Source organism: Exiguobacterium sp. SL-9, from assembly GCF_004336985.1.
Taxonomy (GTDB): Bacteria; Bacillota; Bacilli; order Exiguobacteriales; family Exiguobacteriaceae; genus Exiguobacterium.
On the sequence record NZ_SJUO01000008.1, the window covers coordinates 26,934 to 53,801 of the forward strand.

At 47.9% G+C, this 26,868-nt stretch carries 43 protein-coding genes and 1 rRNA gene; all 44 read left to right on the top strand.

Annotated features, from left to right (window positions below):
- Positions 1 to 71 precede the first annotated feature (71 nt).
- A complete protein-coding gene (gene rpsL / locus EVJ34_RS14740) occupies positions 72 to 494 on the top strand; it encodes a 30S ribosomal protein S12 (RefSeq protein ID WP_012727683.1) in 423 nt (140 codons plus the stop codon).
- A gap of 48 nt (positions 495 to 542) precedes the next feature.
- Positions 543 to 1,010 (top strand): 30S ribosomal protein S7, encoded by a 468-nt coding sequence (rpsG, locus tag EVJ34_RS14745; protein ID WP_021066600.1) that lies wholly within the window; start codon positions 543 to 545, stop codon positions 1,008 to 1,010.
- A gap of 116 nt (positions 1,011 to 1,126) precedes the next feature.
- Positions 1,127 to 3,205: an elongation factor G gene (fusA, locus tag EVJ34_RS14750; protein WP_131437954.1), complete on the top strand. Its 2,079-nt coding sequence runs from the start codon at positions 1,127 to 1,129 to the stop codon at positions 3,203 to 3,205.
- Positions 3,206 to 3,319: 114 nt separating this feature from the next.
- Positions 3,320 to 4,507 (top strand): elongation factor Tu, encoded by a 1,188-nt coding sequence (gene tuf, locus EVJ34_RS14755; RefSeq protein WP_131437953.1) that lies wholly within the window; start codon positions 3,320 to 3,322, stop codon positions 4,505 to 4,507.
- 110 nt (positions 4,508 to 4,617) lie between these two features.
- Positions 4,618 to 5,127, top strand: a complete 510-nt coding sequence (locus EVJ34_RS14760) for a nucleotidyltransferase family protein (protein WP_131486137.1) — start codon at positions 4,618 to 4,620, stop codon at positions 5,125 to 5,127.
- A gap of 378 nt (positions 5,128 to 5,505) precedes the next feature.
- Positions 5,506 to 5,814, top strand: a complete 309-nt coding sequence (rpsJ, locus tag EVJ34_RS14765; RefSeq protein WP_012727678.1) for a 30S ribosomal protein S10 — start codon at positions 5,506 to 5,508, stop codon at positions 5,812 to 5,814.
- A gap of 61 nt (positions 5,815 to 5,875) precedes the next feature.
- Positions 5,876 to 6,502 carry a 50S ribosomal protein L3 gene (gene rplC / locus EVJ34_RS14770; RefSeq protein ID WP_034781707.1) on the top strand — a complete coding sequence of 209 codons (627 nt, stop codon included), beginning with the start codon at positions 5,876 to 5,878 and terminating at the stop codon, positions 6,500 to 6,502.
- Positions 6,503 to 6,530: 28 nt separating this feature from the next.
- A complete protein-coding gene (rplD, locus tag EVJ34_RS14775) occupies positions 6,531 to 7,154 on the top strand; it encodes a 50S ribosomal protein L4 (protein WP_034781706.1) in 624 nt (207 codons plus the stop codon).
- Positions 7,154 to 7,435 (top strand): 50S ribosomal protein L23, encoded by a 282-nt coding sequence (gene rplW, locus EVJ34_RS14780; protein ID WP_034781704.1) that lies wholly within the window; start codon positions 7,154 to 7,156, stop codon positions 7,433 to 7,435. Before rplD ends, rplW begins: the two co-directional genes overlap by 1 nt.
- A 34-nt stretch (positions 7,436 to 7,469) precedes the next feature.
- On the top strand, positions 7,470 to 8,300 hold the full coding sequence (gene rplB, locus EVJ34_RS14785) for a 50S ribosomal protein L2 (RefSeq protein ID WP_034781701.1): 831 nt from the start codon (positions 7,470 to 7,472) through the stop codon (positions 8,298 to 8,300).
- A gap of 66 nt (positions 8,301 to 8,366) precedes the next feature.
- A complete protein-coding gene (gene rpsS / locus EVJ34_RS14790) occupies positions 8,367 to 8,642 on the top strand; it encodes a 30S ribosomal protein S19 (protein ID WP_131486138.1) in 276 nt (91 codons plus the stop codon).
- Between the two features lie 20 nt (positions 8,643 to 8,662).
- The gene (gene rplV, locus EVJ34_RS14795) at positions 8,663 to 8,995 is read left to right on the top strand and encodes a 50S ribosomal protein L22 (protein WP_034781699.1); all 333 of its coding nucleotides are present in this window, start codon (positions 8,663 to 8,665) and stop codon (positions 8,993 to 8,995) included.
- 13 nt (positions 8,996 to 9,008) lie between these two features.
- Entirely contained in the window at positions 9,009 to 9,668 is a 660-nt protein-coding gene (gene rpsC / locus EVJ34_RS14800) for a 30S ribosomal protein S3 (protein WP_114166686.1), read from the top strand.
- Between the two features lie 32 nt (positions 9,669 to 9,700).
- Positions 9,701 to 10,138: a 50S ribosomal protein L16 gene (rplP, locus tag EVJ34_RS14805; protein ID WP_016508922.1), complete on the top strand. Its 438-nt coding sequence runs from the start codon at positions 9,701 to 9,703 to the stop codon at positions 10,136 to 10,138.
- Positions 10,125 to 10,328: a 50S ribosomal protein L29 gene (rpmC, locus tag EVJ34_RS14810; RefSeq protein ID WP_012727669.1), complete on the top strand. Its 204-nt coding sequence runs from the start codon at positions 10,125 to 10,127 to the stop codon at positions 10,326 to 10,328. Before rplP ends, rpmC begins: the two co-directional genes overlap by 14 nt.
- A gap of 33 nt (positions 10,329 to 10,361) precedes the next feature.
- Positions 10,362 to 10,622 carry a 30S ribosomal protein S17 gene (gene rpsQ, locus EVJ34_RS14815; RefSeq protein ID WP_021066611.1) on the top strand — a complete coding sequence of 87 codons (261 nt, stop codon included), beginning with the start codon at positions 10,362 to 10,364 and terminating at the stop codon, positions 10,620 to 10,622.
- Positions 10,623 to 10,665: 43 nt separating this feature from the next.
- Positions 10,666 to 11,034 carry a 50S ribosomal protein L14 gene (rplN, locus tag EVJ34_RS14820; protein ID WP_012727667.1) on the top strand — a complete coding sequence of 123 codons (369 nt, stop codon included), beginning with the start codon at positions 10,666 to 10,668 and terminating at the stop codon, positions 11,032 to 11,034.
- A 37-nt stretch (positions 11,035 to 11,071) separates the two neighbouring features.
- Entirely contained in the window at positions 11,072 to 11,380 is a 309-nt protein-coding gene (rplX, locus tag EVJ34_RS14825) for a 50S ribosomal protein L24 (RefSeq protein ID WP_021066612.1), read from the top strand.
- 32 nt (positions 11,381 to 11,412) lie between these two features.
- Positions 11,413 to 11,952, top strand: coding sequence for a 50S ribosomal protein L5 (gene rplE, locus EVJ34_RS14830; protein WP_016508927.1), 540 nt, complete (start codon positions 11,413 to 11,415; stop codon positions 11,950 to 11,952).
- Positions 11,953 to 11,972: 20 nt separating this feature from the next.
- On the top strand, positions 11,973 to 12,242 hold the full coding sequence (gene rpsN, locus EVJ34_RS14835; protein WP_034781694.1) for a 30S ribosomal protein S14: 270 nt from the start codon (positions 11,973 to 11,975) through the stop codon (positions 12,240 to 12,242).
- A 31-nt stretch (positions 12,243 to 12,273) separates the two neighbouring features.
- A complete protein-coding gene (rpsH, locus tag EVJ34_RS14840) occupies positions 12,274 to 12,672 on the top strand; it encodes a 30S ribosomal protein S8 (protein ID WP_021066614.1) in 399 nt (132 codons plus the stop codon).
- 33 nt (positions 12,673 to 12,705) lie between these two features.
- Positions 12,706 to 13,245: a 50S ribosomal protein L6 gene (gene rplF / locus EVJ34_RS14845; RefSeq protein ID WP_131437951.1), complete on the top strand. Its 540-nt coding sequence runs from the start codon at positions 12,706 to 12,708 to the stop codon at positions 13,243 to 13,245.
- 34 nt (positions 13,246 to 13,279) lie between these two features.
- Complete coding sequence (gene rplR / locus EVJ34_RS14850; protein WP_012727661.1) at positions 13,280 to 13,642, top strand: 50S ribosomal protein L18; 363 nt, start codon at positions 13,280 to 13,282, stop codon at positions 13,640 to 13,642.
- Between the two features lie 20 nt (positions 13,643 to 13,662).
- Positions 13,663 to 14,163 carry a 30S ribosomal protein S5 gene (gene rpsE / locus EVJ34_RS14855; protein WP_021066616.1) on the top strand — a complete coding sequence of 167 codons (501 nt, stop codon included), beginning with the start codon at positions 13,663 to 13,665 and terminating at the stop codon, positions 14,161 to 14,163.
- A gap of 15 nt (positions 14,164 to 14,178) precedes the next feature.
- Entirely contained in the window at positions 14,179 to 14,364 is a 186-nt protein-coding gene (gene rpmD, locus EVJ34_RS14860; protein ID WP_021066617.1) for a 50S ribosomal protein L30, read from the top strand.
- Positions 14,365 to 14,395: 31 nt separating this feature from the next.
- A complete protein-coding gene (rplO, locus tag EVJ34_RS14865; protein WP_021066618.1) occupies positions 14,396 to 14,836 on the top strand; it encodes a 50S ribosomal protein L15 in 441 nt (146 codons plus the stop codon).
- Positions 14,836 to 16,125, top strand: a complete 1,290-nt coding sequence (gene secY, locus EVJ34_RS14870) for a preprotein translocase subunit SecY (protein WP_131437950.1) — start codon at positions 14,836 to 14,838, stop codon at positions 16,123 to 16,125. Before rplO ends, secY begins: the two co-directional genes overlap by 1 nt.
- Before the next feature lie 77 nt (positions 16,126 to 16,202).
- The gene (locus EVJ34_RS14875) at positions 16,203 to 16,853 is read left to right on the top strand and encodes an adenylate kinase (RefSeq protein ID WP_029594431.1); all 651 of its coding nucleotides are present in this window, start codon (positions 16,203 to 16,205) and stop codon (positions 16,851 to 16,853) included.
- A complete protein-coding gene (gene map, locus EVJ34_RS14880) occupies positions 16,850 to 17,608 on the top strand; it encodes a type I methionyl aminopeptidase (RefSeq protein ID WP_131437949.1) in 759 nt (252 codons plus the stop codon). The genes EVJ34_RS14875 and map overlap by 4 nt, the downstream gene beginning before the upstream one ends.
- A 105-nt stretch (positions 17,609 to 17,713) precedes the next feature.
- Entirely contained in the window at positions 17,714 to 17,932 is a 219-nt protein-coding gene (infA, locus tag EVJ34_RS14885; RefSeq protein ID WP_021066622.1) for a translation initiation factor IF-1, read from the top strand.
- A gap of 30 nt (positions 17,933 to 17,962) precedes the next feature.
- Positions 17,963 to 18,076 carry a 50S ribosomal protein L36 gene (gene rpmJ / locus EVJ34_RS14890; RefSeq protein ID WP_003156543.1) on the top strand — a complete coding sequence of 38 codons (114 nt, stop codon included), beginning with the start codon at positions 17,963 to 17,965 and terminating at the stop codon, positions 18,074 to 18,076.
- Positions 18,077 to 18,095: 19 nt separating this feature from the next.
- The gene (gene rpsM, locus EVJ34_RS14895) at positions 18,096 to 18,461 is read left to right on the top strand and encodes a 30S ribosomal protein S13 (RefSeq protein ID WP_024372197.1); all 366 of its coding nucleotides are present in this window, start codon (positions 18,096 to 18,098) and stop codon (positions 18,459 to 18,461) included.
- Between the two features lie 16 nt (positions 18,462 to 18,477).
- Positions 18,478 to 18,873: a 30S ribosomal protein S11 gene (rpsK, locus tag EVJ34_RS14900; protein WP_021066624.1), complete on the top strand. Its 396-nt coding sequence runs from the start codon at positions 18,478 to 18,480 to the stop codon at positions 18,871 to 18,873.
- Between the two features lie 92 nt (positions 18,874 to 18,965).
- Positions 18,966 to 19,910, top strand: a complete 945-nt coding sequence (locus tag EVJ34_RS14905) for a DNA-directed RNA polymerase subunit alpha (RefSeq protein WP_021066625.1) — start codon at positions 18,966 to 18,968, stop codon at positions 19,908 to 19,910.
- 24 nt (positions 19,911 to 19,934) lie between these two features.
- Positions 19,935 to 20,288 (top strand): 50S ribosomal protein L17, encoded by a 354-nt coding sequence (gene rplQ / locus EVJ34_RS14910; RefSeq protein WP_012727650.1) that lies wholly within the window; start codon positions 19,935 to 19,937, stop codon positions 20,286 to 20,288.
- A gap of 69 nt (positions 20,289 to 20,357) precedes the next feature.
- Positions 20,358 to 21,194, top strand: a complete 837-nt coding sequence (locus EVJ34_RS14915) for an energy-coupling factor transporter ATPase (protein ID WP_029594432.1) — start codon at positions 20,358 to 20,360, stop codon at positions 21,192 to 21,194.
- A complete protein-coding gene (locus EVJ34_RS14920) occupies positions 21,170 to 22,048 on the top strand; it encodes an energy-coupling factor transporter ATPase (protein WP_131437948.1) in 879 nt (292 codons plus the stop codon). The genes EVJ34_RS14915 and EVJ34_RS14920 overlap by 25 nt, the downstream gene beginning before the upstream one ends.
- On the top strand, positions 22,045 to 22,836 hold the full coding sequence (locus EVJ34_RS14925) for an energy-coupling factor transporter transmembrane component T family protein (protein WP_131486139.1): 792 nt from the start codon (positions 22,045 to 22,047) through the stop codon (positions 22,834 to 22,836). The genes EVJ34_RS14920 and EVJ34_RS14925 overlap by 4 nt, the downstream gene beginning before the upstream one ends.
- Positions 22,833 to 23,573 (top strand): tRNA pseudouridine(38-40) synthase TruA, encoded by a 741-nt coding sequence (gene truA, locus EVJ34_RS14930; RefSeq protein ID WP_131437944.1) that lies wholly within the window; start codon positions 22,833 to 22,835, stop codon positions 23,571 to 23,573. The genes EVJ34_RS14925 and truA overlap by 4 nt, the downstream gene beginning before the upstream one ends.
- Positions 23,574 to 23,727: 154 nt before the next feature.
- Positions 23,728 to 24,165 carry a 50S ribosomal protein L13 gene (rplM, locus tag EVJ34_RS14935; RefSeq protein ID WP_034781675.1) on the top strand — a complete coding sequence of 146 codons (438 nt, stop codon included), beginning with the start codon at positions 23,728 to 23,730 and terminating at the stop codon, positions 24,163 to 24,165.
- A 25-nt stretch (positions 24,166 to 24,190) separates the two neighbouring features.
- Positions 24,191 to 24,583 (top strand): 30S ribosomal protein S9, encoded by a 393-nt coding sequence (rpsI, locus tag EVJ34_RS14940; RefSeq protein ID WP_021066631.1) that lies wholly within the window; start codon positions 24,191 to 24,193, stop codon positions 24,581 to 24,583.
- Between the two features lie 142 nt (positions 24,584 to 24,725).
- Positions 24,726 to 25,757 (top strand): Mrp/NBP35 family ATP-binding protein, encoded by a 1,032-nt coding sequence (locus EVJ34_RS14945; protein ID WP_131437942.1) that lies wholly within the window; start codon positions 24,726 to 24,728, stop codon positions 25,755 to 25,757.
- 34 nt (positions 25,758 to 25,791) lie between these two features.
- Positions 25,792 to 26,412 carry a KinB-signaling pathway activation protein gene (locus EVJ34_RS14950; RefSeq protein ID WP_236634635.1) on the top strand — a complete coding sequence of 207 codons (621 nt, stop codon included), beginning with the start codon at positions 25,792 to 25,794 and terminating at the stop codon, positions 26,410 to 26,412.
- Between the two features lie 350 nt (positions 26,413 to 26,762).
- Positions 26,763 to 26,868 (top strand): 16S ribosomal RNA (locus EVJ34_RS14955); the annotation flags it as partial.

Below are 26,868 nucleotides of genomic sequence, written 5' to 3' on the forward strand. Positions count from 1 at the left end.
GACCTTAAATGAACCACCCGGGTCGGTGGGTCTAGAAAATAGCATAATTCAGGAAGGGAGGATCTTCAAAGATGCCTACTATCAACCAGTTAGTCCGTAAAGGACGTAAATCGAAAGTCGTTAAATCTGACTCTCCAGCACTTAACAAAGGTTACAACAGTTTCATCAAGTCACAAACAAACGTGAGCTCGCCACAGAAACGTGGTGTTTGTACACGTGTTGGTACAATGACTCCGAAGAAACCGAACTCGGCATTACGTAAGTATGCTCGTGTTCGTTTGACTAACCAAATCGAAGTGACTGCGTACATTCCAGGTATTGGCCACAACCTTCAAGAGCACAGCGTTGTTCTTATCCGTGGAGGACGTGTAAAAGACTTACCAGGGGTACGTTACCACATCGTTCGTGGTGCGCTTGACACTGCAGGTGTGGACGGACGTATGCAAGGCCGTTCTAAATACGGTACGAAACGTCCGAAAGCTGCGAAGAAGTAATTCTCGCGAAACTAAAAACTACTGAAATTTTGAAAGGAGGGTACTCGGATGCGTAAAAACCGTGCAGAACGTCGTGACGTTATCGCAGATCCGATCTACAACTCGAAATTGGTAACTCGCCTCATTAACCGTGTCATGTTAGACGGTAAAAAAGGTACAGCTCAAACTATCATTTACAACGCATTTGGCCTCATCGCTGAACGCTCAGGCAAAGAGCCTATGGAAGTGTTCGAAGAAGCAATGAACAACATCATGCCTGTACTTGAAGTTAAAGCTCGCCGTGTTGGTGGAGCAAACTACCAAGTTCCTGTTGAAGTTCGTCCAGAGCGCCGTACGACACTTGGTCTTCGTTACCTCGTGAACTACGCTCGTCTCCGCAACGAGAAAACGATGGAGCAACGTATCGCGAACGAAATCATGGATGCAGCCAACAACACTGGTGCATCTGTTAAGAAACGCGAAGACATGCATAAGATGGCAGAAGCGAACAAAGCGTTTGCTCACTATCGTTGGTAAGTTAAACGTAAAGACCACTCCACGTCACCAAGCGGTGGCTTAATGGAGTGGCTTTCGGGTATAATCATATCGTGTGCCAGCACACGAAAAACACATGCGGAAGGAGAATACCCAGTATGGCAAGAGAATTCTCCCTAAAGAATACTCGTAACATCGGGATCATGGCTCACATCGATGCCGGTAAAACGACAACAACTGAACGTATTCTTTATTACACAGGTCGTATCCACAAAATTGGTGAAACTCATGAAGGAGCTTCACAAATGGACTGGATGGAGCAGGAGCAAGAGCGTGGAATCACGATCACTTCTGCTGCGACAACTGCACAGTGGAATGGCCACCGTGTAAACATCATCGATACACCTGGACACGTAGACTTCACGGTTGAAGTTGAACGTTCACTCCGTGTACTTGATGGCGCAGTTGCAGTACTTGACGCTCAGTCAGGTGTTGAACCACAAACAGAAACTGTATGGCGTCAAGCGACGACTTACGGTGTTCCACGTGTCGTATTCGTCAACAAGATGGATAAGATCGGTGCGGACTTCTTGTACTCGGTGAAAACACTTCACGAGCGCTTGCATGCAAATGCACACCCAATCCAACTTCCAATCGGTGCGGAAGACGAATTCAAAGGAATCGTCGACCTCGTCGAAATGAAGACGTACATGTACTCGAACGACCTCGGTACTGACATCGAAGTAACAGATGGCTTCCCAGCTGACATGGCTGATGAAGCTGAAGAACTTCGCGGTCAATTGATCGAAGCGGTCGCAGACTACAACGAAGAGTTGATGATGAAATACCTCGAAGGCGAAGAGATCTCAATCGAAGAACTCAAAGCTGGTATTCGTAAAGCAACACTCAGCGTAGAATTCTACCCTGTACTCGTTGGTTCGGCCTTCAAAAACAAAGGTGTTCAATTGATGTTGAACGCTGTTGTTGATTACCTCCCGTCACCAGTTGACGTTGAGTCAATCAAAGGGATCAACCTCGACACAGAAGAAGAAATCACGCGTGAGCCTTCTGACGAAGCTCCGTTCTCGGCACTTGCGTTCAAAGTCATGACGGATCCTTACGTCGGTAAATTGACGTTCTTCCGCGTGTACTCTGGTACAGCACAAGCTGGTTCGTATGTGAAGAACTCGACTAAAGGTAAGCGTGAGCGCCTCGGTCGTATCCTTCAAATGCACGCGAACAGCCGTGAAGAAATCCCAATGGTATTCGCTGGTGACATCGCCGCAGCCGTTGGTCTTAAAGATACTACGACTGGTGATACGCTTTGCTCAGAGAAAGACAACGTCGTTCTCGAGTCAATGACATTCCCAGAACCAGTTATCTCGGTCGCTATCGAGCCTAAATCGAAAGCTGACCAAGACAAGATGGGTCAAGCCCTCGCGAAACTCGCAGAAGAGGATCCAACTTTCCGCACTGAAACAAACCAAGAGACTGGTCAAACGATCATCTCTGGTATGGGTGAGCTTCACCTTGATATCCTCGTTGACCGTATGCGTCGCGAATTCAAAGTAGAAGCTAACGTTGGTGCACCACAAGTTGCTTACCGTGAGACAATCCGTGGCGCTGCGAAGATCGATTCGAAATTCGTACGTCAATCAGGTGGACGCGGTCAGTACGGTCACGTTGTCGTAGAATTCGAGCCGAACGAAGAAGGCGCTGGATTCGCATTCGAGAACAAGATCGTCGGTGGTGTTGTACCACGTGAATACGTCCCAGCTGTTCAAAACGGGATTGAAGAAGCTCTCGAAAACGGTATCCTCGCTGGTTACCCAGTAGTTGACGTTAAAGCTGCCCTCGTCTTCGGATCGTACCACGATGTCGACTCGAACGAGATGGCGTTTAAAGTTGCTGCTTCGATGGCGGTTAAACAACTTAAGGAGCAAGCGAAAGCTGTTATCCTTGAGCCAATGATGCGTGTTGAAGTTGTCATCCCAGAAGAATACTTGGGAGACATCATGGGTGACGTCACGTCACGCCGTGGACGCGTAGAAGGTATGGAAGCACGCGGTAACGCGCAAGTCGTTAAAGCAATGGTTCCACTTTCAGAAATGTTCGGTTATGCGACATCACTTCGTTCACGTACGCAAGGACGTGGAACGTACTCGATGCACTTCGATCACTATGAAGAAGTGCCGAAGTCAATCGCAGAAGAAATCATCAAAAAAGCGAACGGCTAATAACGGTTGTAACGCTGAATTGATTGTTGTAAGCTAAGGAGGACGTATGTTAAAAGTAGCCTACGTCTTCCTAGTTAAATAAAAATTAATTGTCTAATAGAGGAGGAATCTAGAATGGGTAAAGAAAAATTCGACCGTTCTAAACCGCACGTTAACGTTGGTACAATTGGCCACGTCGACCACGGTAAAACAACTTTGACTGCAGCGATCTCAGCTGTACTTTCAAAAGCACAAGGGAAAACAGCTACAAAGTTTGACGCAATCGATGGTGCTCCTGAAGAGCGCGAGCGCGGTATCACAATCGCAACAGCTCACATCGAGTACGAAACAGAAAAACGCCACTATGCACACGTTGACTGCCCAGGTCACGCTGACTATGTTAAAAACATGATCACTGGTGCTGCACAAATGGACGGCGCGATCCTCGTTGTTTCTGCAACTGATGGCCCAATGCCACAAACACGTGAGCACATCCTTCTTTCACGTCAAGTAGGTGTTCCTTTCATCGTCGTATTCATGAACAAAGTTGACATGGTTGACGACGAAGAACTCCTCGAGCTCGTTGAAATGGAAATCCGTGAACTTCTTTCTGAGTACGACTTCCCAGGCGACGACCTCCCTGTAATCAAAGGTTCAGCACTTGGCGCGCTTAACGGCGAAGCACAGTGGGAAGAAAAAATCATGGAACTCATGAACGCTGTTGATGAGTACATCCCTGAGCCAGTTCGTGACACGGACAAAGAATTCATGATGCCAGTTGAGGACGTATTCTCAATCACTGGTCGCGGTACTGTAGCGACTGGTCGTGTTGAGCGTGGTGTTCTCCGCGTCAACGACGAAGTTGAAATCGTTGGTCTTACAGAAGAAACTAAGAAAACTGTATGTACTGGTGTAGAGATGTTCCGTAAGCTTCTCGACTACGCTGAAGCTGGCGACAACATCGGTGCTCTTCTCCGTGGTGTATCACGTGAAGACATCGAGCGTGGACAAGTACTTGCTAAGCCAGGTTCAATCACGCCGCACTCGAAGTTCAAAGCTTCAATCTACGTTCTTTCTAAAGAAGAGGGTGGCCGTCACACGCCATTCTTCGCGAACTACCGTCCGCAGTTCTACTTCCGTACAACTGACGTAACAGGTATCGTTCACCTTCCAGAAGGTACTGAAATGGTAATGCCAGGAGACAACATCGAGTTGACGATCGAATTGATTTCTACAATCGCGATCGAAGACGGAACACGTTTCTCAATCCGTGAGGGTGGCCGTACAGTAGGCGCTGGTTCAGTAACTGAAATCATCGAGTAATCGATTGATACACTGACCTTTCAAGCAGTCCGCATTTTGCGGGCTGCTTTTTTGTTTTGTGGCGAGACGTGGTAAGATGGGACATATGTCGAACGAAAGGGGAGACGATGATGGACAAGCAAGTCGAAACGATATGTCGCTTGAACGGGATCGCGTGTCGGTTCGGTGGATCGACGTTATTGAAGCAACATGGATTAATCGAAACAGCGAACGACTTGGATGTGTTTGTCGAACCGGATCAATTCGAGCGATTGGATCAAGTATTGAGCCGTGCCGGGAGAAAAGTCGAGTCGGCGCCACATCTAGATTACGTGACGACCTATTTTGGGGAATATGAGTTCGAAGGCGGAGACATTGATGTGATGGCTAGTTTTCGGATGAAGTGCACCGATGGGATCTATACACATCCATATATTGAACCGACCGGCAGTTGGATGCATCTCGAAGAGTGGATTGTGCTGTATACGGTGATGAACCGTATCGATAAGCTTGAACGGTTAAGCCAATACTTCGAAACCCATCCAATGAATGAAACGATTGTCCAAACCTGCTTGAAACGAGCCCCAGCCTCGGTCATCGAATCTGTCACGGAGCGCTTTGGAGCACGTATGAAACGCTAGGTCGAGTTGGCATGGCGGTTCTTGAAACAAATAGTTCAACAAAAGAAGGAAAATAGCTTGCAAAAGGGTCGGAATCTTGTTACATTAGTGAACGTTGAATAACTCATCAGACATCCGGCACAATTTGAAAATCAAATCTTGCATTTTATATGTGGATTCGATATAATGATTAAGTGTTTGTGCGAGTGGTGAGAGACTTTACAGCAGAAAACGGGTCCAATCGTTGATTTGCAATGATCGGATACCTCTGCTGACACAAGCACGCTGCGATGAAGCGGGAGGTTATGACACGCCAGGCAGCTTTGCCATGGCCGGTGTGGAAATTTCCGCGGAGAACTGTCTATTTTTAAAAATAGGCGACAAAGGAGGGAAACTTACATGGCAAATGAAAAAATCCGTATTCGTTTAAAAGCATACGACCATCGCGTACTCGATCAATCAGCTGAGAAAATCGTTGATACTGCGAAGCGTTCAGGTGCAAAGGTTTCGGGACCAATCCCGCTTCCAACTGAGAAATCGATCTACACGATCCTTCGTGCGGTTCACAAGTACAAAGATGCTCGTGAGCAGTTCGAGATGCGTACACACAAACGCTTGATCGACATCGTTAACCCAACACCAAAAACGGTTGATGCGCTTATGCGCCTCGAATTACCATCAGGTGTTGACATCGAAATCAAACTTTAATTCTTCATATAGTAGATACTAGCCAGAAGAGACAATAATTATTAAACAGGAGGTGTATCTCATGGCTAAAGGAATCTTAGGAACAAAACTTGGTATGACTCAAATCTTCAACGAAGCAGGCGAAGTCGTACCGGTAACAGTAGTTGCTGTCGAAGGAAACGTCGTACTTCAACTTAAAACAGTTGAAACTGACGGTTACGAAGCAGTTCAACTCGGTTTCGGAGACATCAAAGAATCACGTCAAAACAAACCGGCAAAAGGTCACGCTGCGAAAGCAAACGCGACACCTAAGCGCTTCATGAAAGAGATTCGTACTTCAGTAGAAGGATACGAAATCGGTCAAGAGATCAAGGCGGACATTTTCGCTGCAGGTGAATTAGTAGACGTAACAGGTACATCGAAAGGTAAAGGATTCCAAGGTGCGATCAAGCGTCACGGACAATCACGTGGACCAATGGCTCACGGTTCGCGCTACCACCGTCGTCCTGGTTCGATGGGTCCTGTAGCTCCTAACCGCGTATTTAAAGGGAAGCTTCTTCCTGGTCAAATGGGTGGAGAGCGTAAAACGATTCAAAACCTTGAAGTTGTCAAAGTTGACGCGGAACGCGGCCTTGTACTCGTTAAAGGCGCAATCCCAGGCGCTCGCAAGTCGAACGTCATCATCAAAACAGCGGTAAAAGGTAACTAATTAACTGCACGGAAAGGAGGAATTACGAATGCCTAAAGTAGCTTTGCTTAACCAAACAGGTTCACAAGTTGGCGAGATCGAATTGGCAGAAGCCATTTTCGGTATCGAGCCAAACGACTCAGTACTTTATGACGCGATCGTCATGCAACAAGCATCACGCCGTCAAGGTACTCACGATACGAAAGGTCGCTCGGAAGTACGCGGTGGCGGCCGTAAACCATGGAAACAAAAGGGAACTGGTCGTGCGCGCCAAGGTTCTATCCGCTCACCACAATGGGTTGGTGGTGGTACAGTCTTCGGTCCAACACCACGTTCATACTCTTACAAGCTTCCTAAAAAAGTTCGTCGTTTAGCACTTCTCTCGGCTCTTTCGTCGAAAGTGAAAAACAACGAAATGATCGTCCTCGAAGGCCTTGCTTTCGATGCACCAAAAACAAAAGACATGGCTGCTGTTTTGAACAGCTTGTCAGTAGAACGTAAGGCTCTTGTAGTCACAGCGGACTACAATGAGACTATCGCTCTCGCAGCTCGTAACATCCCAGGAGTGACTGTGATCGAGGCAGCAGGCGTTAACGTTCTTGACCTCGTTGCTAACGACAAAGTCATCTTCACTAAAGATGCGGTTGCGAAGGTAGAGGAGGTGCTTGCATAATGGCTCAAGCATACGATATCATCAAACGTCCTATCATCACTGAGCGTTCTGTTAGCCTCATGGAAGCTAACAAATACGTTTTCGAGATCGACGTTAAAGCGACTAAATCGCAAGTGAAGTACGCTATCGAAACAATCTTCAATGTGAAAGTTGCTTCGGTAAACACAATGAACATGAAACCGAAAGCGAAACGTGTCGGTCGTCACTCTGGTTACACAGCTCGTCGTAAAAAAGCGATCGTAACCCTTGCTGAAGGCAACACAATCGACTTCCTCGGTTAATTTACTACCTTAGAAGAAAAGGAGGGAATCCTCGATGGCAATTAAAAAGTTTAAGCCGACCACTAACGGTCGCCGTAACATGACATCTCTCGACTTTGCAGAGATCACAACGAATCGCCCTGAAAAATCGTTAACTGAAAAGCTTTCGAAAAAAGGCGGTCGTAACAACCAAGGTCGTTTGACTGTACGTCACCAAGGTGGCGGGCACAAACGTAAATACCGTATCATCGATTTCAAACGTAACAAAGATGGCATCGTCGGACGCGTTGCTACGATCGAATACGATCCAAACCGTTCAGCGAACATCGCCCTCATCAACTATGCAGATGGTGAGAAACGTTACATCCTCGCTCCTAAGGGCATCAAAGTAGGCATGGAAATCATGTCTGGTCCTGAGGCGGATATCAAAGTGGGGAACGCTCTTCCACTCGTGAACATCCCTGTCGGTACTACTATCCACAACATCGAGCTTAAGCCTGGTAAGGGCGGTCAGCTTGTTCGTGCGGCTGGTGCATCGGCACAAATCCAAGGACGTGACGGCAAGTACGTCATCGTTCGTCTTCAATCAGGTGAATCACGCTTGTTCCTCGGCACTTGCCGCGCGACAGTCGGTTCAGTTGGTAACGAAGAACACGAACTTGTAAACATCGGTAAAGCAGGACGTTCACGTTGGTTAGGCAAACGCCCAACAGTACGTGGTTCTGTAATGAACCCGGTTGATCACCCACACGGTGGTGGTGAAGGTCGTGCGCCAATCGGTCGTTCGGGCCCACTTACTCCTTGGGGTAAACCAGCTCTTGGTCTTAAAACACGTAAGAAAAACAAATCGAGCGACATGTACATCCTTCGTCGCCGTAAGAAATAATTACTACATGATTCTCGGGCGGTTCGAAAGGGCCGTTCCCGAATCATTCCAAAGGGAGGTTCTATCATGGGTCGCAGCTTGAAAAAAGGTCCATTCGCAGATCACCATTTGCTCGCTAAAGTTGACAAACTCAACAAATCTGGTGAGAAGCAAGTCATCAAAACTTGGTCACGTCGCTCGACAATCTTCCCAGAATTCATGGGTCACACGTTCGGTGTACACGATGGTCGCAAACACGTACCAGTATTCGTGACAGAAGACATGGTCGGTCACAAACTTGGTGAATTCGCTCCAACACGCACGTACAAAGGTCACGGATCAGACAAGAAAACGAAACGGTAATTTGAGGGGAGGTCAAATCCATGCAAGCTAAAGCATCAGCTAATATGGTCCGTCTTGCTCCTCGCAAAGCACGTCTCGTTGTAGACTTAATTCGCGGGAAACAAGTCGGCGAAGCGCTCTCTGTCCTTGCTCACACGAACAAGGCAGCGTCGCCAATCGTTGAAAAAGTATTGAAGTCAGCGATTGCAAACGCAGAGCACAACTACGATATGAATATTGAGAACCTTGTGGTGTCGGAAATCTACGTCAACGAAGGTCCAACACTCAAACGCTTCCGCCCACGTGCGATGGGTCGCGCAAGCCGTATTAACAAACGCACAAGCCACATCCACATCGTGGTAACTGAGAAATAAGGAGGGATATGTAGTGGGTCAAAAGGTAAATCCGCACGGTCTTCGCGTTGGTATTATCAAAGACTGGGATTCGCGTTGGTACGCTGAGAAAGACTACGCAGATCTCCTTCATGAAGACTACGTTATTCGTGAATACATCGAAAACAAAATGAAGGATGCTAGTATTTCTAAAGTAGAAATCGAACGCGCTGCAAACCGCGTGAACATTTCGCTTCACACTGCGAAACCAGGTATGGTTATCGGTAAAGGTGGTTCGGAAATCGAGTCACTCCGTAAAAACATCATCAAGCTTGCTGAAGGCAAACGTGTTCACATCAACGTTGTTGAAGTGAAAAATGCGGACGCTGTCGCGAAACTTGTTGCTGAAAACATCGCTCGTCAATTGGAAGGCCGTGTGTCATTCCGTCGTGCAATGAAACAATCAATCCAACGTTCGATGCGCACTGGCATCAAAGGGATCAAAACAGAAGTTTCTGGTCGTCTTGGTGGCGCTGATATCGCTCGTTCAGAGAAGTACTCGGAAGGAACAGTTCCACTTCACACACTCCGTGCCGACATCGACTACGGAACAGCTGAAGCTGACACAACTTATGGTAAAATCGGAATTAAAGTCTGGTTGTACCATGGTGAAGTTCTTCCAACAAAAAACAACACAGCTAAAAACGCTGAATAATAAACACTCTTTCAGGAAGGAGGCAACACACTATGTTGTTACCTAAACGCGTGAAATATCGTCGTGTACACCGTGGTAAAATGCGCGGGAATGCAAAACGCGGCACAACAGTACATTTCGGTGAATTCGGTCTCCAATCGCTCGAAGCGAGCTGGATTACAAACCGTCAAATCGAATCAGCACGTATCGCAATGACACGTTATATGAAACGTGGTGGTAAAGTGTGGATCAAGATCTTCCCACACAAACCATACACGAAAAAGCCTCTCGAAGTCCGAATGGGTTCGGGTAAAGGTGCTCCAGAAGGCTGGGTAGCTGTAGTTAAGCCTGGCAAAGTTATGTTTGAAATCGCGGGTGTATCTGAGGAAGTCGCACGTGAGGCACTTCGTCTTGCTGCGCACAAACTTCCAGTTAAATGTAAGTTCGTGAAACGTGAAGAAAATGGTGGTGATACGAATGAAAGCAACTGATCTCCGTCAATCAACAACTGAAGAGCTCAACGGTAAAGTAGGCGAGTGGAAAGAAGAACTCTTTAACCTTCGTTTCCAATTAGCTACAGGTCAGCTTGAGAATCCTGCTCGTATCCGTGAAGTACGCAAGTCGATTGCGCGTGCTAAAACGATTCTTCGTGAACGCGAACTCGGCATCAACAACGGCTAATCTAATCGGATTCTTTAAGAGGAGGTAACACTCATGGAACGCAATAAGCGTAAAGTACTCACTGGACGCGTCGTGTCTGACAAAATGGACAAAACGATCGTCGTTGCAGTTGAAACAAAAGTACGTCATAAGCTTTATGGCAAACGTGTAAACTACACGAAGAAATTTAAAGCGCACGATGAGAACAATGTCGCTAAAATCGGCGATGTCGTCCGCATCGCGGAAACACGTCCGCTTTCTAAAGACAAACGTTTCCGTCTCGTAACAGTAGTAGAAGAATCAGTAATCATCTAATAACAGTTCGGATCTATAAACATCCGGAGGGAGGTACACTCGCATGATTCAACAAGAATCTCGCTTGAAAGTAGCAGACAACTCTGGCGCGCGTGAACTGTTGACAATTAAAGTCCTCGGTGGTTCAGGTCGTAAGACTGCCAACATCGGTGACATCATCGTCGCAACGGTAAAACAAGCAACACCAGGTGGCGTTGTTAAAAAAGGTGACGTTGTCAGAGCAGTTGTCGTTCGTACAAAACGCGGCGCTCGTCGTAAAGATGGTTCGTACATCCGTTTCGATGAGAACGCAGCAGTCATCATCAAAGATGACAAGAGCCCACGCGGCACTCGGATCTTCGGGCCAGTTGCACGTGAACTTCGTGAAAAAGAATTCATGAAGATCGTTTCGTTGGCACCGGAAGTACTTTAATTTCCAATTTCAATCCTATAAGGAGGTGCGCAAAACGATGCATGTTAAAAAAGGCGATACAGTCCAGGTAATGTCTGGTAAAGATAAAGGCAAGCAAGGGGTTATCCTCAAAGCTATGCCAAGCAAGAACCGCGTAGTCGTAGAAGGTATCAACGTGATTAAAAAACACTCGAAACCATCACAAGCGAATCCACAAGGCGGTATCCTTGAAATCGAAGCACCAATTCACGTCTCGAACGTCATGCCACTCGACCCTAAAACGGGCAAACCGACTCGCGTTGGTTTCAAAGTAGTCGATGGTAAAAAAGTTCGTGTCGCGAAATCGGGCGAAGTACTCGATAAATAAGAAGAACGTGACGAAAGGAGGTCCATTCGACTATGAACCGTTTGCAAGAGAAGTATAAAAGCGACATCGTGAAAGCGATGATGGATAAATTCAACTATGACTCAGTTATGCAAGTCCCACAGGTCGACAAGATCGTCATCAACATGGGTGTAGGTGACGCTGTTTCGAACTCGAAGGCGCTTGACATGGCAGTGGAAGAATTATCAATTCTTTCTGGTCAAAAACCACTCGTAACGAAGGCTAAGAAATCAATCGCTGGTTTCAAACTTCGTGAAGGCATGCCAATCGGTGCGAAGGTTACTCTTCGTGGCGAGCGTATGTACGATTTCCTCGACAAATTGGTAACTGTTTCACTTCCACGTGTACGTGACTTCCGCGGTGTATCGAAGAAAGCATTCGACGGACGCGGTAACTACACGCTTGGTGTGAAAGAGCAACTTATTTTCCCTGAGATCGATTACGATAAAGTAACTAAAGTACGCGGTATGGATATCGTTGTTGTTACAACAGCGAACACAGACGAAGAAGCTCGTGAATTGCTCACACTTCTCGGAATGCCATTCCAAAAATAATCTAAAGGGAGGTCGACAACATGGCTAAAAAGTCAATGGTGAATCGCGAACACAAACGCGAGAAACTCGTTGCCCAGTACGCTGAGAAACGTGCACAATTAAAAGCTGAAGGCGACTACATCGGACTCAGCAAATTGCCACGTAACTCTTCACCTGTACGTCTTCATAACCGTTGCCGTATCACAGGTCGTCCACATGGTTACATGGGTAAATTCGGGATCAGCCGTATCAAGTTCCGTGATCTTGCATACAAAGGTCAAATCCCTGGTGTTAAAAAAGCAAGCTGGTAATCCACTAACAGTGTGAAAGGAGGTACATCGCATGGTAATGACAGACCCAATTGCAGATATGCTTACACGTATCCGTAACGCTAACATGGTTCGCCATGAAAAATTAGAGCTTCCAGCTTCTAATATCAAACGTGAGGTTGCAGAGATCCTCAAGCGTGAAGGTTTCATTCGCGATGTTGAATATATCGAGGACGCTAAGCAAGGTACACTTCGTCTGTTCCTTAAATACGGAGCAAGCAACGAACGTGTTATCACTGGTCTCAAACGCATTTCGAAACCAGGTCTTCGTGTATACGCAAAAGCTGATGAAGTACCAAAAGTACTCGGAGGACTCGGTATCGCAGTTCTTTCGACATCAAAAGGTCTTATGACTGATAAAGAAGCTCGCCAACAACAAGTCGGCGGCGAAGTGCTCGCCTACATCTGGTAAGTCACTTTTCTAACAAGAACGGAGGTGTAATCAATGTCACGTATTGGTAAAAAACCAGTTACGATTCCAGCTGGCGTTACTGTCACGGTTGCAGAAGACAACACGGTCACAGTAAAAGGTGCTAAAGGTGAACTTTCGCTTTCAGCTAACCCAGCCTTGGAAGTCAAAATTGAAGAAAACGAATTGACTGTCGTTCGTCCGGATGACTCGAAAGAGAACCGTACGATCCACGGTACGACACGTGCCCTTATCGCCAACATGGTAGAAGGTGTGTCTAACGGATTCCAGAAAACACTTGAGATCTCAGGGGTTGGTTACCGTGCTGCTAAGCAAGGAAACAAACTCGTCCTCAGCCTCGGTTACTCGCACCCAATCGAGTACGTTGCTGAAGAAGGTATCGAGATCGAAGTTCCTTCAAACACGCAAATCATCGTTAAAGGGATTAACAAAGAGCGCGTCGGTCACGTTGCAGCTCAAATCCGCTCGTACCGTGCTCCAGAACCTTACAAAGGTAAAGGTGTTCGTTACTCTGATGAACGTATTCGCCGTAAAGAAGGTAAGACTGGTAAGTAATTCGTCACGAAATGAACGGAAAGGAGTGGCATAAATGATCACAAAAGCAGACAAAAATGCAGTTCGTAAGAAACGTCATGCTCGTGTACGTCGTACGATCACAGGGACAGCAGCTCGTCCACGTTTGAACGTATTCCGCTCGAGCAAGCACATCTACGTTCAACTCATCGATGATGCAGCACAAACAACGCTTGTGTCAGCATCTTCGAAAGATAAAGCTCTCGATCTTACAAACGGCGGCAACGTTGAAGCAGCGAAAGCTGTTGGTAAACTTGCAGCTGAACGTGCACTCGAGAAAGGTATCGACACTGTTGTGTTCGACCGTGGTGGATACCTCTATCATGGCCGCGTCAAAGCTGTTGCTGAAGCAGCTCGTGAAGCAGGTCTTAAATTCTAACAAAAAGGAGGGGACACTTGATGCGCCAGTTAGACGTTAACATGGAACAACTTGAAGAACGCGTTGTTACCGTAAACCGCGTCGCGAAAGTCGTGAAAGGTGGCCGTCGCTTCCGTTTCGCCGCTCTCGTCGTCGTAGGTGACAAAAATGGTCACGTCGGTTTCGGTACAGGTAAGGCACAAGAGGTGCCAGAAGCGATCCGCAAGGCTATTGAAGCCGCTAAGAAAAACATGGTTCAAGTACCTATGGTTGGTACAACAATTCCACACGAAATCACAGGAGTATTCGGAGCAGGTCGTGTATTCATGAAACCAGCTTCTGAAGGTACTGGGGTTATCGCAGGTGGTCCAGTTCGTGCAGTGCTCGAACTCGCAGGTGTAGGTGACATCCTTTCGAAATCGCTTGGATCTAACACACCAATCAACATCGTCCGTGCGACGGTTAAAGGCTTGACAGAGCTTAAAAAAGCAGAGGAAGTTGCTAAACTACGCGGTAAAAGCGTAGAAGAACTTCTTAAATAAGGGAGGGAATTAGACATGGCGAAACTCGCAATCACCCTCACACGCAGCACTATTGGTCGTCCGGAAGATCAGCGTGTAACAGTACGTACACTCGGTCTTCGTAAAATGCATCAGACTGTCGTTGTCCCTGACAACGTAGCGATGCGCGGTATGATCAAAAAAGTGTCGCACCTTGTGACTGTAAACGAAATCAACGAATAATAAAGATCTTACTAAATAAGGAGGTGCCACTATGAAACTCCATGAATTGAAGCCAACTCCAGGTTCGCGTCACGAACGCAACCGTGTCGGTCGCGGTATGGCGACTGGTAACGGTAAAACTTCTGGCCGTGGACATAAAGGTCAAAAAGCTCGTTCGGGCGGTGGCGTTCGTCCAGGATTCGAAGGTGGGCAAAACCCACTTTACCGTCGTCTTCCAAAACGCGGTTTCAACAACCCTACTCGTAAAGAGTATGCAGTTGTTTCCCTAGACACGCTTAACCGTTTCGAGGCAGGTACTGAAGTTACTCCAGAACTCTTAATTGAGACTGGTGTTGTCAGCTCTGCTAAAGACGGAATCAAAGTACTTGCTAACGGCAAGCTTGAAACAAAATTGACTGTAAAAGCCAACAAATTCTCGGGTGCAGCGAAAGAAGCGATCGAAGCAGCTGGCGGTTCAGTTGAGGTGATCTGATGTTTCAGACGATCTCCAATATGTGGCGCGTGAAAGATATTCGACAGCGTATTCTCTTCACACTCGCAATCATCATCATTTTCCGCATCGGGGCCCATATCCCGGTGCCGATGGTGAATACGGATGTGTTGCGTTTTGACTCAGGTGGTCTTTTAGACTTCTTGAACTTGTTTGGAGGAAATGCTTTACAGAACTTCTCCCTGTTCGCAATGGGGATCATGCCGTACATCACGGCATCGATCGTTGTGCAACTTTTACAAATGGACGTCGTTCCGAAGTTTGCCGAATGGGCAAAACAAGGCGAGTCTGGACGTAAAAAGCTAGCGACGGTCACGCGCTATGGGACGATCATGTTAGGGTTTATCCAAGCGACGTCATTGTCGTTCGGATTTAACCGCCTCTATCCAGGTCTCGTCAACGAGACGTGGGGCACGGCAACCTATTTCGTGATTGCGATCGTACTGACTGCAGGTACGGCGTTCTTGATGTTCCTTGGTGAGATGACGACGGAGAAAGGTGTTGGAAATGGTATTTCCATCATTATCTTCGCCGGTATCGTCGCTGGGTTCCCAAGAATCTTTACGCAGATTTATGAAACGAAGCTCCAAAATGCTGGAGATGCGTTATTCATTAACATCGTTTACTTGGTTGTATTGGCATTGGTTATTCTTGCGGTGACGGTTGGGATCATTTATGTTCAACAAGCGGCCCGCAAAATTCCAATCCAATATGCAAAACGCACGGCGAACCGTACCCCTGTGGGCGGACAGTCGACGCACTTGCCAATCAAACTAAACGCTGCCGGTGTCATCCCGGTCATCTTCGCGATTTCCTTCATGGTGACACCACCAACTGTTGCAAGCTTCATTGCTTCTCCAGAAACGACGCAGAAGTTGCAGACTTACTTCGATACGACGTCTCCAATCGGAATGTCGATCTACGTAGCGCTCATCATCGCGTTCGCTTACTTCTATACATTCATTCAGGTCAACCCTGAACAGATGGCAGAAAACCTGCAGAAGCAAGGTGGCTATATTCCTGGGATTCGTCCTGGGGCGCAAACAGAACAGTACATCACGAAGTTACTCTATCGTTTGACTTTCTTCGGAGCGATTTTCTTATCGCTCGTAGCGATCATGCCGACAATCTTCATTAAGCTTGCCGGTCTCCCAACTTCGGTGCAAATCGGAGGAACGAGCTTGTTGATCGTCATCGGGGTAGCCCTCGAAACGATGAAACAAATCGAGAGTCAACTCGTAAAACGACACTACAAAGGCTTTATCCGTTAAAGCGGAAGGAAGGGTACACCCTTCCTTCCTGTCGTGTTACGACGTGTTGTGAAAATCAAAACTGGAGGCTAACTGAGATGAATCTAGTACTCATGGGCTTACCGGGTGCAGGGAAAGGGACTCAAGCGGCAAAAATCGTCGAAGAGTACCAAATCCCACACATTTCGACAGGCGACATGTTTCGTGCGGCAATCAAAGGCGGAACGCCACTCGGCAAAGAAGCAAAATCGTTCATGGATAAAGGCGAACTCGTACCGGATGAGGTAACAATCGGAATCGTACGTGAGCGTTTGAGTCAAGATGATACGAAAAACGGCTTCTTACTCGATGGATTCCCGCGTACTGTTGCTCAAGCAGAGGCACTCGAAAGTTTGCTTAAAGATTTGGGAAAACAGATTGACCATGTCGTGAACATCGATGTGGATGCGGAAATTCTCGTCCCGCGTTTGACAGGTCGTTGGATCTGCCCGACGTGTGGTGCGACATATCACGTGATCTTCAACCCACCTAAAGTGGAAGGCATCTGTGATGTGGATGGGTCGGCTCTCATGCAACGTGAAGACGATAAAGAGGAAACGGTCCGCCGTCGCCTTGACGTCAACATCGAGCAATCGAAACCACTCATTGACTTTTACGCTGAAAAAGGGTATCTTCGTACATTGGATGGAGATCGTCCAATCGATGTCGTATACGCCGATGTCAAAGCGTTACTCGGTGGTACTGAATGATCATCACGAAGACGCCTCGTGAAGTAGCGATTATGCGTGAGGCTGGGCAAATTGTTGCTCGAACACACCAGGTGCTCAAAGAGCACATCAAACCAGGTATTACGACGCTTGAGCTCGACCGGATCGCGGAAGAATACATTCGCAGCCAAGGTGCGACACCGTCGTTCAAAGGCTACAACGGGTTTACCGGTAGCGTTTGTGCTTCAGTGAACGAAGAGCTTGTTCATGGGATTCCCGGAAAACGGGTATTGAACGATGGAGATATCATCTCGATCGATATCGGTGCCTACTATAACGGATACCATGGAGATTCCGCTTGGACGTATCCAGTGGGAACAATCTCGGAAGAGACACAGCAGTTACTTGACGTGACTGAAGAAAGTCTGTATAAAGGATTGGAGCACGCTAAGGCTGGACAGCGTTTGACAGACATTTCGCATGCGATTCAAGCGTATGTGGAATCTCATGATTTCTCTGTCGTCCGCGAATATGTCGGTCATGGTGTCGGACAAAATTTGCATGAAGAACCGCAAATTCCGCACTATGGTCCACCGGGGAAAGGGCCGCGCCTGAAGACTGGAATGACGTTAGCCATTGAACCAATGGTCAACGCTGGTCAACGCTATGTTCGGACACTGGCTGACAACTGGACAGTTGTGACAGTGGACGGTAGCATGTGCGCCCACTTTGAGCACACCATCGCCATCACAGACGATGGATACGAGATTTTAACGAAACTCGATTCCGGTGAATGAGGCTCTATTGCTTCGTGCTGATCCGTTATGGATCCTTCTCTCACAGTACAATGCGATAGATCGTCTGTGCTCCTAAATATCTTCATATAGAAAGGGGAATAAATGATGGCGAAACAAGATGTCATTGAAGTGGAAGGCACTGTTGTCGAACCACTTCCAAACGCAATGTTTAAAGTGGAGTTAGAAAACGGCCACACGGTGCTCGCGCACGTCTCAGGGAAAATTCGGATGCACTACATTCGAATCCTTCCAGGTGACCGCGTAACTGTCGAGTTGTCTCCGTACGACTTGACTCGCGGGCGGATTACGTACCGTTACAAGTAACTCCGATTTTTCCAGGAGGAGGGTATAATCATGAAAGTAAGACCGTCGGTAAAACCGATCTGCGAAAAATGTAAAGTTATTCGTCGTAAGGGTAAAGTAATGGTAATTTGCGAAAACCCGAAACACAAACAAAAACAAGGTTAATCTAAGAGGAGGTGCACACATGGCACGTATTGCTGGTGTAGATATTCCACGCGAAAAACGTATCGTTATTTCGCTCACATACATCTTTGGTATTGGTAAAACAAGAGCACAAGAAATTTTGAAGGCTGCAAACGTATCTGAAGATTCACGCACACGTGATTTGACAGAAGACGAAATCAACCGTATCCGTGAAGCAATTGACGGAATTAAAGTTGAAGGTGACCTTCGCCGTGAAGTTTCACTCAACATTAAACGTTTGATCGAGATCGGCGCATATCGCGGTGTTCGTCACCGTCGTAGTCTCCCTGTTCGCGGACAAAACACGAAGAACAACTCGCGTACTCGTAAAGGCCCACGCCGTACAGTAGCGAACAAGAAGAAGTAAAGGAGGGAATTGAACAATGGCGAAACGTAAGCAAAATGTACGTTCAAAACGTAAAGTCAAAAAACATGTTGAAGTCGGTGTGGTACACATCCGTTCTACATTCAACAACACAATTATCACAATCACTGACACGCAAGGTAACGCGATCTCATGGGCTACTTCTGGTAACCTTGGATTTAAAGGATCACGTAAATCGACTCCGTTCGCAGCACAATTGGCTGCTGAAACTGCAGCGAAAGTTGCAATGGACAACGGTATGCGTACAGTAGAAGTTAACGTTAAAGGTCCTGGTGCTGGACGTGAAGCGGCTATCCGTGCCCTCCAAGCTACTGGTCTTGAAGTAACTGCAATCCGTGACGTAACACCAGTTCCGCACAACGGTTGCCGCCCTCCAAAACGTCGCCGCGTATAATCGCTTGTGCGTGTGAAGGGCTTACCTAGCACAAACAGCATATACAATGCAGCTCACGCTGCATGGCAGGATACACTCAAGGAGGGGTTCAGATGATCGAGATTGAAAAACCAAAGATCGAAACGGTCGAAATCAGCGAGGATGCTACGTTTGGTAAATTCGTGGTAGAACCGCTTGAACGTGGATATGGCACGACTCTCGGCAACTCACTACGTCGGATTCTTTTGTCATCGCTCCCTGGTGCAGCGGTAACAGCAGTTCAAATCGATGGCGTACTTCATGAGTTCTCTACGATTGACGGAGTCGTCGAAGACGTCACGCAAATCGTATTAAACCTCAAGAAGTTGGCGCTCAAAGTGTACTCAGACGAAGAGAAAACGCTTGAGATTAATGTTTCAAGTGCCGGTGCTGTCACTGCGGCAGACATTACCCATGATAGCGACGTTGAAATCTTGAATCCTGAGCTCCACATCGCGACTCTCGCTGACAACGCGACGCTTCGCATGCGTTTGACTGCTCGCCGTGGTCGTGGTTACGTCCAGGCAGAAGATAACAAACGTGATGATATGCCGATTGGCGTTATCCCAATCGATTCGATCTACACACCGATTCAACGTGTGAACTACGAAGTAGATAAAACACGTGTCGGTCAAGATGCTAGCTTCGATAAGCTTCTATTAGACGTGTGGACAGATGGTTCAATCCGTCCGGAAGAAGCAGTATCACTCGGGGCGAAAATTTTGACAGAACACTTGAATATCTTTGTTGGCTTGACTGACGAAGCTCTCAATGCAGAAATCATGGTCGAGAAAGAAGAAGACCAAAAAGAAAAAGTACTCGAAATGACGATTGAAGAACTCGATCTCTCAGTTCGTTCGTACAACTGCTTGAAGCGCGCCGGCATCAACACTGTTCAAGAACTCGCAAACAAATCAGAGGAAGAGATGATGAAAGTTCGTAACCTCGGACGTAAATCACTCGAAGAAGTTCAACTCAAGTTGGACGAGCTCGGTTTGGGCTTGCGCAAAGAAGACTAAGTTCAACCGAAGGAGGGAAATGTAATGGCTTATTCGAAACTCGGCCGTACAAGCTCACAACGTAAGGCACTTTTACGTGATCTTGCAACTGATCTTATTATCAACGAGCGCATTCAAACAACTGAACAAAAAGCGAAGGAACTTCGCCCAGTCGTTGAAAAATTGATCACTCTTGGGAAACGTGGCGATCTTCATGCCCGTCGTCAAGTAGCTTCATTCGTTCGTAAAGAGAACGCTGGAGAAAAAGACGCAATCCAAAAATTGTTCGAAGACGTGGCACCACGCTACGCTGAACGTCAAGGTGGATACACACGCATCATGAAAGTCGGCCCACGCCGCGGTGACGGTGCGGAAGTCGTAATCATCGAACTCGTCTAATTCATTAGGCAGTCAACAGGGCATGCGGTGACGTATTGCCCTGTTTCCACATCGGAAAGGAGTCGGCAGATGGAATCTCAAATTATGGTACGCGATATCGTGTTTCGTTACCCGGGACAGACCGAGCCAGCCCTCAATGGGTTGTCACTCGACGTATACAAAGGGGAATGGCTCGCCATCGTTGGCCATAACGGTTCTGGAAAATCGACTTTGACGAAGTTGTGGAATGGGCTTTTGCTTCCTCAGGAAGGAGAAGTCCGGGTGGAGGCACTCGATCCAACGGACGCCACAGACGTGTGGGACGTTCGGAAACGGATCGGTGTTGTCTTCCAAAATCCTGACAACCAGTTTGTCGGGGCGACCGTGCGCGATGATGTGGCATTTTCTCTCGAAAACATGGGACTTCCACGTCAAGAAATGGTTCGTCGAATTGATGACAGTCTAGCGCGCGTTGGATTATCGGAACTAGCGGACCGTGAACCGCATCAGTTATCCGGTGGACAAAAGCAGCGCGTTGCGATTGCTTCGGCTCTCGCAATGCGCCCGCATGTCCTCGTGCTCGATGAAGCTACCTCGATGCTTGACCCGATCGGGCGCAAAGAGGTGATTGAAACGGTACAGCAGCTCGTCTCAGAAGGGATGACCGTTGTCGCCATTACCCACGAGCTCGACGAAGTGTTGTTTGCCGACCGTATCATTGCATTGTCAAAAGGCAAGATTGCGATGACCGGCACACCCGAAGACGTGTTTCAAAATCCGGAGGCGTTACGAGCCATCCAGCTCGACGTGCCGTTTATTGTCCGGATGCAACTCGAACTGAAGGAACGGGGCATACCACTCGATCGTCTGATGCTACAACATTCGGAGTTGGTGAACCATCTATGCCGATTAGCATTGAAGAAGTGACTTACCAATATCAATTGAATACTCCGTTTGAACGAACCGCGCTGCGCGATGTGAATGTGTCTATTCCGTCGGGGGCGCTTGTTGCGTTTCTTGGCCACACCGGCTCAGGGAAGTCAACGCTCGTTCAACATATGAATGGACTGCTGCGACCGACAAAAGGGCGTGTCGTTGTCGATGACATCGAAGTCCGTGCGATCACGAAGCGTCGCGATAAAAAGCAAAGCCTGCTTCCGCTTCGGCGCCGCGTTGGGCTCGTCTTTCAATATCCGGAGCATCAACTATTTGAAGAGACGGTCGAACGCGACGTCATGTTTGGTCCACGAAATTTTGGGGCGTCTGAAGACGAAGCGAAAGAGCGGGCTCATGCTGCGTTGCGCCTCGTCGGACTGGATGAAACGTTATGGGGCCGTTCCCCGTTCGATCTTTCGGGCGGACAGATGCGTCGCGTCGCAATCGCCGGCGTACTCGCGAGCCGTCCGAACGTTCTCGTCGTGGATGAGCCGACGGCAGGGCTCGACCCGCTCGGCCGTCGTGAGATGCTGGCATTATTCAAACGATTAAAGCAAGAACTCGATTTGACGCTCATTCTCGTTTCGCACGATATGGACGACGTGTTAGCGTACGCAGAACGAGTTGTCGTCATGGAACGGGGCGAGGTCGCCTTTGATGGGAATCCATTTGACTTGTTCAAAGATGAGGCACTTGTCAAAGGGCTCCAGCTTGAAGTCCCGCATGTGCTTCGTTTCGCGAGTGAGCTTGCCCCTGTGTTCGGTGTCGCGACACCGGCCTTACGGACCGAAGGCGAATTGGCAGACTGGATCGCGCTCGAATTGAGAAAGGGGAGAGCGACATGATTATCGGACAGTACATTCCCGGACATTCATGGCTCCATACGCTTGATGCGCGAGCGAAGACGTTGTTCATCCTCGGCTTCATTCCAATCGTCTTTTTAGCTGATAACTTATGGACGAACGTGTTCTTGCTCGGCTTTACCTTGTTCGCTGTGAGACTGTCTCAATTGTCATGGCGGTATTTATGGAACGGCCTAAAGATGATTTTGTTTTTAATCGTCTTCACGCTGTTGCTGCAACTGTTCTTTAACCGGGACGGGACAGAATTGATTGCGTTCGGTCCGTTCGCGATTTATTCGGAAGGCGTCCGGATGGGCTTGATCGTCTCGCTTCGCTTCTTCTACCTTGTCATGTTGACGACGCTCGTCACGCTGACGACGACACCGATGGAATTAACCGATTCGATTGAAGCAGGGCTCCGTCCCCTCGAACGGTTACGGGTGCCTGCACATGAGATCGCTCTTATGTTGTCCATCTCGCTTCGGTTCTTGCCGACTTTGGCTGACGAGACGGATCGTATTATGAAAGCTCAGCAGGCGAGAGGTGTCGATTTGAAGAGCGGACCGCTCAAAGATCGCTTGAAGGCGGTCGTCCCACTCATGATCCCACTATTCGTGTCGGCGTTTAAACGCGCTGAGGACCTCGCTACGGCGATGGAAGCCCGTGGGTACCGTGGGGGTGAAGGACGGACGCGCTTGCGTGAGATGACGTGGCATCAGCGTGATACGGCGTTGCTCCTCATCTTTGTCGTCGTGACACTCATCTTGATTGGATTGCGAGGGATCGAATGAAGCGAATTAAATTGACGATTGCGTATGATGGAACGAATTATGCGGGTTATCAGGTACAACCGAATGGAAATACCATACAAGCCGAAGTAGAGGCTGTGCTAGCGCGGATGCATAGTCAGACAGTCAAGGTGGTGGCATCGGGCCGTACAGATGCTCGTGTACATGCTCGAGGACAAGTGCTACACTTTGATACGCACCTCGCGATGCCAGCCGATCGGTTTGTTAAAGCGTTGAACGCGATGTTGCCGGATGATATTCTCGTTCGGTCCGCTGAAGAGGTCGATGCATCGTTTCATGCGCGTTACGGGGCGAAGCGAAAAGAGTATCGTTATTTCTTCCGAAGCGACGCCGACCCGTTCCGGCGTCATCATGCCGTGACGGTCACGTATAAGCTCGATCATGAGCGGATGCGACAGGCGCTACGCACGCTCGTCGGAACTCACGACTTCACTTCCTTCTCGGTGACGAAGGCGGAAGTCGAAGATCGTGTCCGCACGATCTATGAAGCGGAGCTCGTCGAGGCGGGCGATGAGATGTACGTCCGTTTCGTCGGCTCGGGTTTTCTTTATAACCAAGTCCGGATCATGGTGGGGACGTTGTTAGAGGTCGGGCGTGGGAAATATGAGCCGGCGGACGTGAGCCGGATGCTCGCCTCAAAAGACCGGCGCAGCGCTGGGATTACAGCCCCACCGCACGGTCTATACTTGTGGAATGTGAATTATGAAAAAGTAGATTGACATTCCCCCTATAAAATCGTATTATATTCATTGGCATTTCATTTTCACATTGAGAGATGAACCACAATCTTAGCCCCGTAAACTAGGATTATGATAAAGCATCAAACAAGCACTAAAAAAAATTAGTAAACAGACATTTTAGGAGGTATTCCACATGCGCACGACATTCATGGCAAAAGCATCTGAAGTAGAACGCAAATGGCTCCTTATCGACGCAGAAGGCAAAACACTTGGTCGTTTGACTAGTGAAGTAGCATCACTTCTTCGCGGTAAGCACAAGCCGACTTTCACACCAAACGTTGATTGCGGAGACCACGTCATCATCATCAACGCTGAGAAAATCCACTTAACTGGTAACAAAATGAACGACAAGATTTACTACCGTCATTCAGGTCATCCAGGCGGTTTGAAATCACAAACTGCAAAAGAGCTTCTCGCAAAACGTCCAGAGCGTATGCTTGAACTCGCAATCAAAGGGATGCTTCCAAAAGGATCACTTGGTCGTCAATCATTCACTAAACTCCACGTTTACGCTGGAGCTGAGCACAACCACGCAGCACAAAAACCAGAAGTTTACGAACTTCGCGGTTAATCGGGACACAGGGAGGAACTAAACGATGGCAGATGTACGTTACTACGGAACAGGCCGCCGCAAACACTCGGTGGCTCGCGTTCACCTCGTTGCAGGTGACGGCAAAGTTGTTGTAAATGGCCGTGATATTTCAGAATACTTCGGACATGAGACTTTGATCATGATGGCAAAATCACCACTCGTATTGACTGAAACAGAAGGTAAATACGATGTAATCGTTAACGTTAACGGTGGTGGATTCACTGGACAAGCTGGAGCAATTCGCCACGGCGTATCGCGTGCGCTTCTTCAAGCGGACCCAGAATTCCGTCCAAGCCTCAAAGAAAAAGGCTTCTTGACTCGTGACGCTCGCATGAAAGAACGTAAAAAATACGGTCTTAAAGCTGCACGTCGCGCACCACAATTCTCGAAGCGTTAATCTTCGAACAATTTGGTTCAAACTCTCTGCCCATTGGGGTAGAGAGTTTTTTTGTTGCTCGTGAAATTGTTGACCTCCATTCCCTCAAGAAAACGCTTTTTTTGATATACTGTTAGCGAGACAGAAATTAGGGGGAAACCACATGCTTACAGTAGAACAAGTTCGTGAAGAATTGGCGGGGTTGATCGATCCAACAATCAACCGTACGCTTGGAGATACAGCTGGCGTGAAGGATATTCGCATTAAAGAAGATTATGTCAGTGTAAAAGTGGCACTCGGTCAAACCGGGAGTGGCGAACAGCTTCAACTTCAACAAGAAATCGTCACGTTGCTCAAGGGGAAAGGCTTCAAGACGGTCGGCCTTCGTTTCGAGGCACTCAATGATGAAAGCTTAAAAGAAGCGACGAAGCCGGCCATTCTTCGTGAGAATTCCGGTACGACGTTCATTGCAATCGCATCAGGGAAAGGCGGCGTCGGTAAATCGACCGTTTCAGTCAACTTGGCAGTCGCGTTAGCGCGAGCCGGGAAGAAGGTTGGGTTGATTGATGCGGATATTTACGGTTTTAGTGTACCGGATATGCTTGGAATTGAAGAGCGACCTGTCGTCCGTGGAGAGAAAATCATTCCGGTCGAACGATTCGGCGTGAAAGTCATTTCGATGGGCTTCTTTGTAGAGGATAATGCACCAGTCATCTGGCGTGGACCAATGCTCGGAAAAATGCTCAATAACTTCTTCAACGACGTCGAATGGGGCGACCTGGACTATTTACTCCTCGATTTGCCACCGGGGACTGGAGATGTCGCCCTTGATATCCACTCGATGCTTCCTGCATGTCAAGAGTTGATTGTCACAACGCCACACGCGACAGCTGCCTTTGTCGCTGCGCGAGCCGGGGCAATGGCCATCAAGACGAACCATAAAGTGCTTGGCATCATTGAGAACATGGCGTATTTTGAAAGTAAAGTAACAGGTGAGAAAGAATACGTCTTCGGCTACGGTGGTGGCGAAAAATTGTCCGAGGCGTTGAAGAGCAAGTTGCTCGCACAAATTCCCCTCGGTCAGCCGTATGAGAACGAAGAAGACTTTGCCCCATCCGTTTATCGGGACGGGCATCCATTCGAAAAAACTTACGACGGACTGGCGCAAGCGGTCATTCAACAGATAGAAGGGTAATGGTTTACAGATGAAGGTACAAGGATTTTTAAGATTGTTTTGGACGACGCTCGTCTTCGGGACGTTGTTCGGATTTGTCATGAACTTGCTAGCCAATCCTGGCTATTTGGTGAGTCAATCATGGGAAGCGATTGTTACGGCGCTCAGTTACTCGAGCACGTGGACCGGGATTAGCATGATGGGCTTTTTCGCCTACTTGATCGTCCACCGGGTTGGATTAGATTTATTCCGAGGTCCAAGACTGTGGAACCGCGTGCAAGTGCTATTGATCGCCTTCGCATTGTTTGATGCGGTCTATCTTCGTATGCTCGCGTTCGGTAATGATCATATGTGGCGCTATATCGGTGAGATGGTCGTGTTGGTAATCGTGTCATGGATCATCGCAACGAGTAAGGCGAAACAGACGAACGCGAGTGCGTTCATCCCGACGCTCTTTTTGATGATCGTTATTACATTGATTGAATGGATCCCAGCACTCCAGGCAACAGATGAAATCGCCCTCTTGTGGCCGGCGCTAGCGACGCTTGTGTTTGCCAATGCGTATCAAGTGTTGATGTTGCATCGCTTCCAAGCGCCTGCTCAGGCAGAGAGCGTCAAACCGTCGACAGCGGGAAAGGCCAAAACGAAGAAACGTGTGTCCTCTAAATCATCGTGACAGCGTACTAGTACAAGCTCAGACATTCGTCTGGGCTTGTTTGTTTGAAACGTTCTATCGTTCAGTTAAAGAGTATAAAACAAAAAATAAAGTTTTTTTAGAAAAACAGTTGACGAAAATGCAGGACGCTGATATATTAATAAACGTCGCTGCTGTTCAAATCTGAATAACAGAAAGCGAATGAAAAAAATAATAAAAAACGGTTGACTTTAAAAGGTCAAATCGCTATTATTAAAAAGTCGCTAACACGACAAACACTTGGTCTTTGAAAACTGAACGATGAGGCAAAAATGTTTTACAATTTTTGAATGAAGCGCAAGCTTCGTCATTTTTAAAGAGCTATATCAAATTCTTTGGAGAGTTTGATCCTGGCTCAGGACGAACGCTGGCGGCGTGCCTAATACATGCAAGTCGAGCGCAGGAAATCATCTGAACCCTTCGGGGGGACGTTGATGG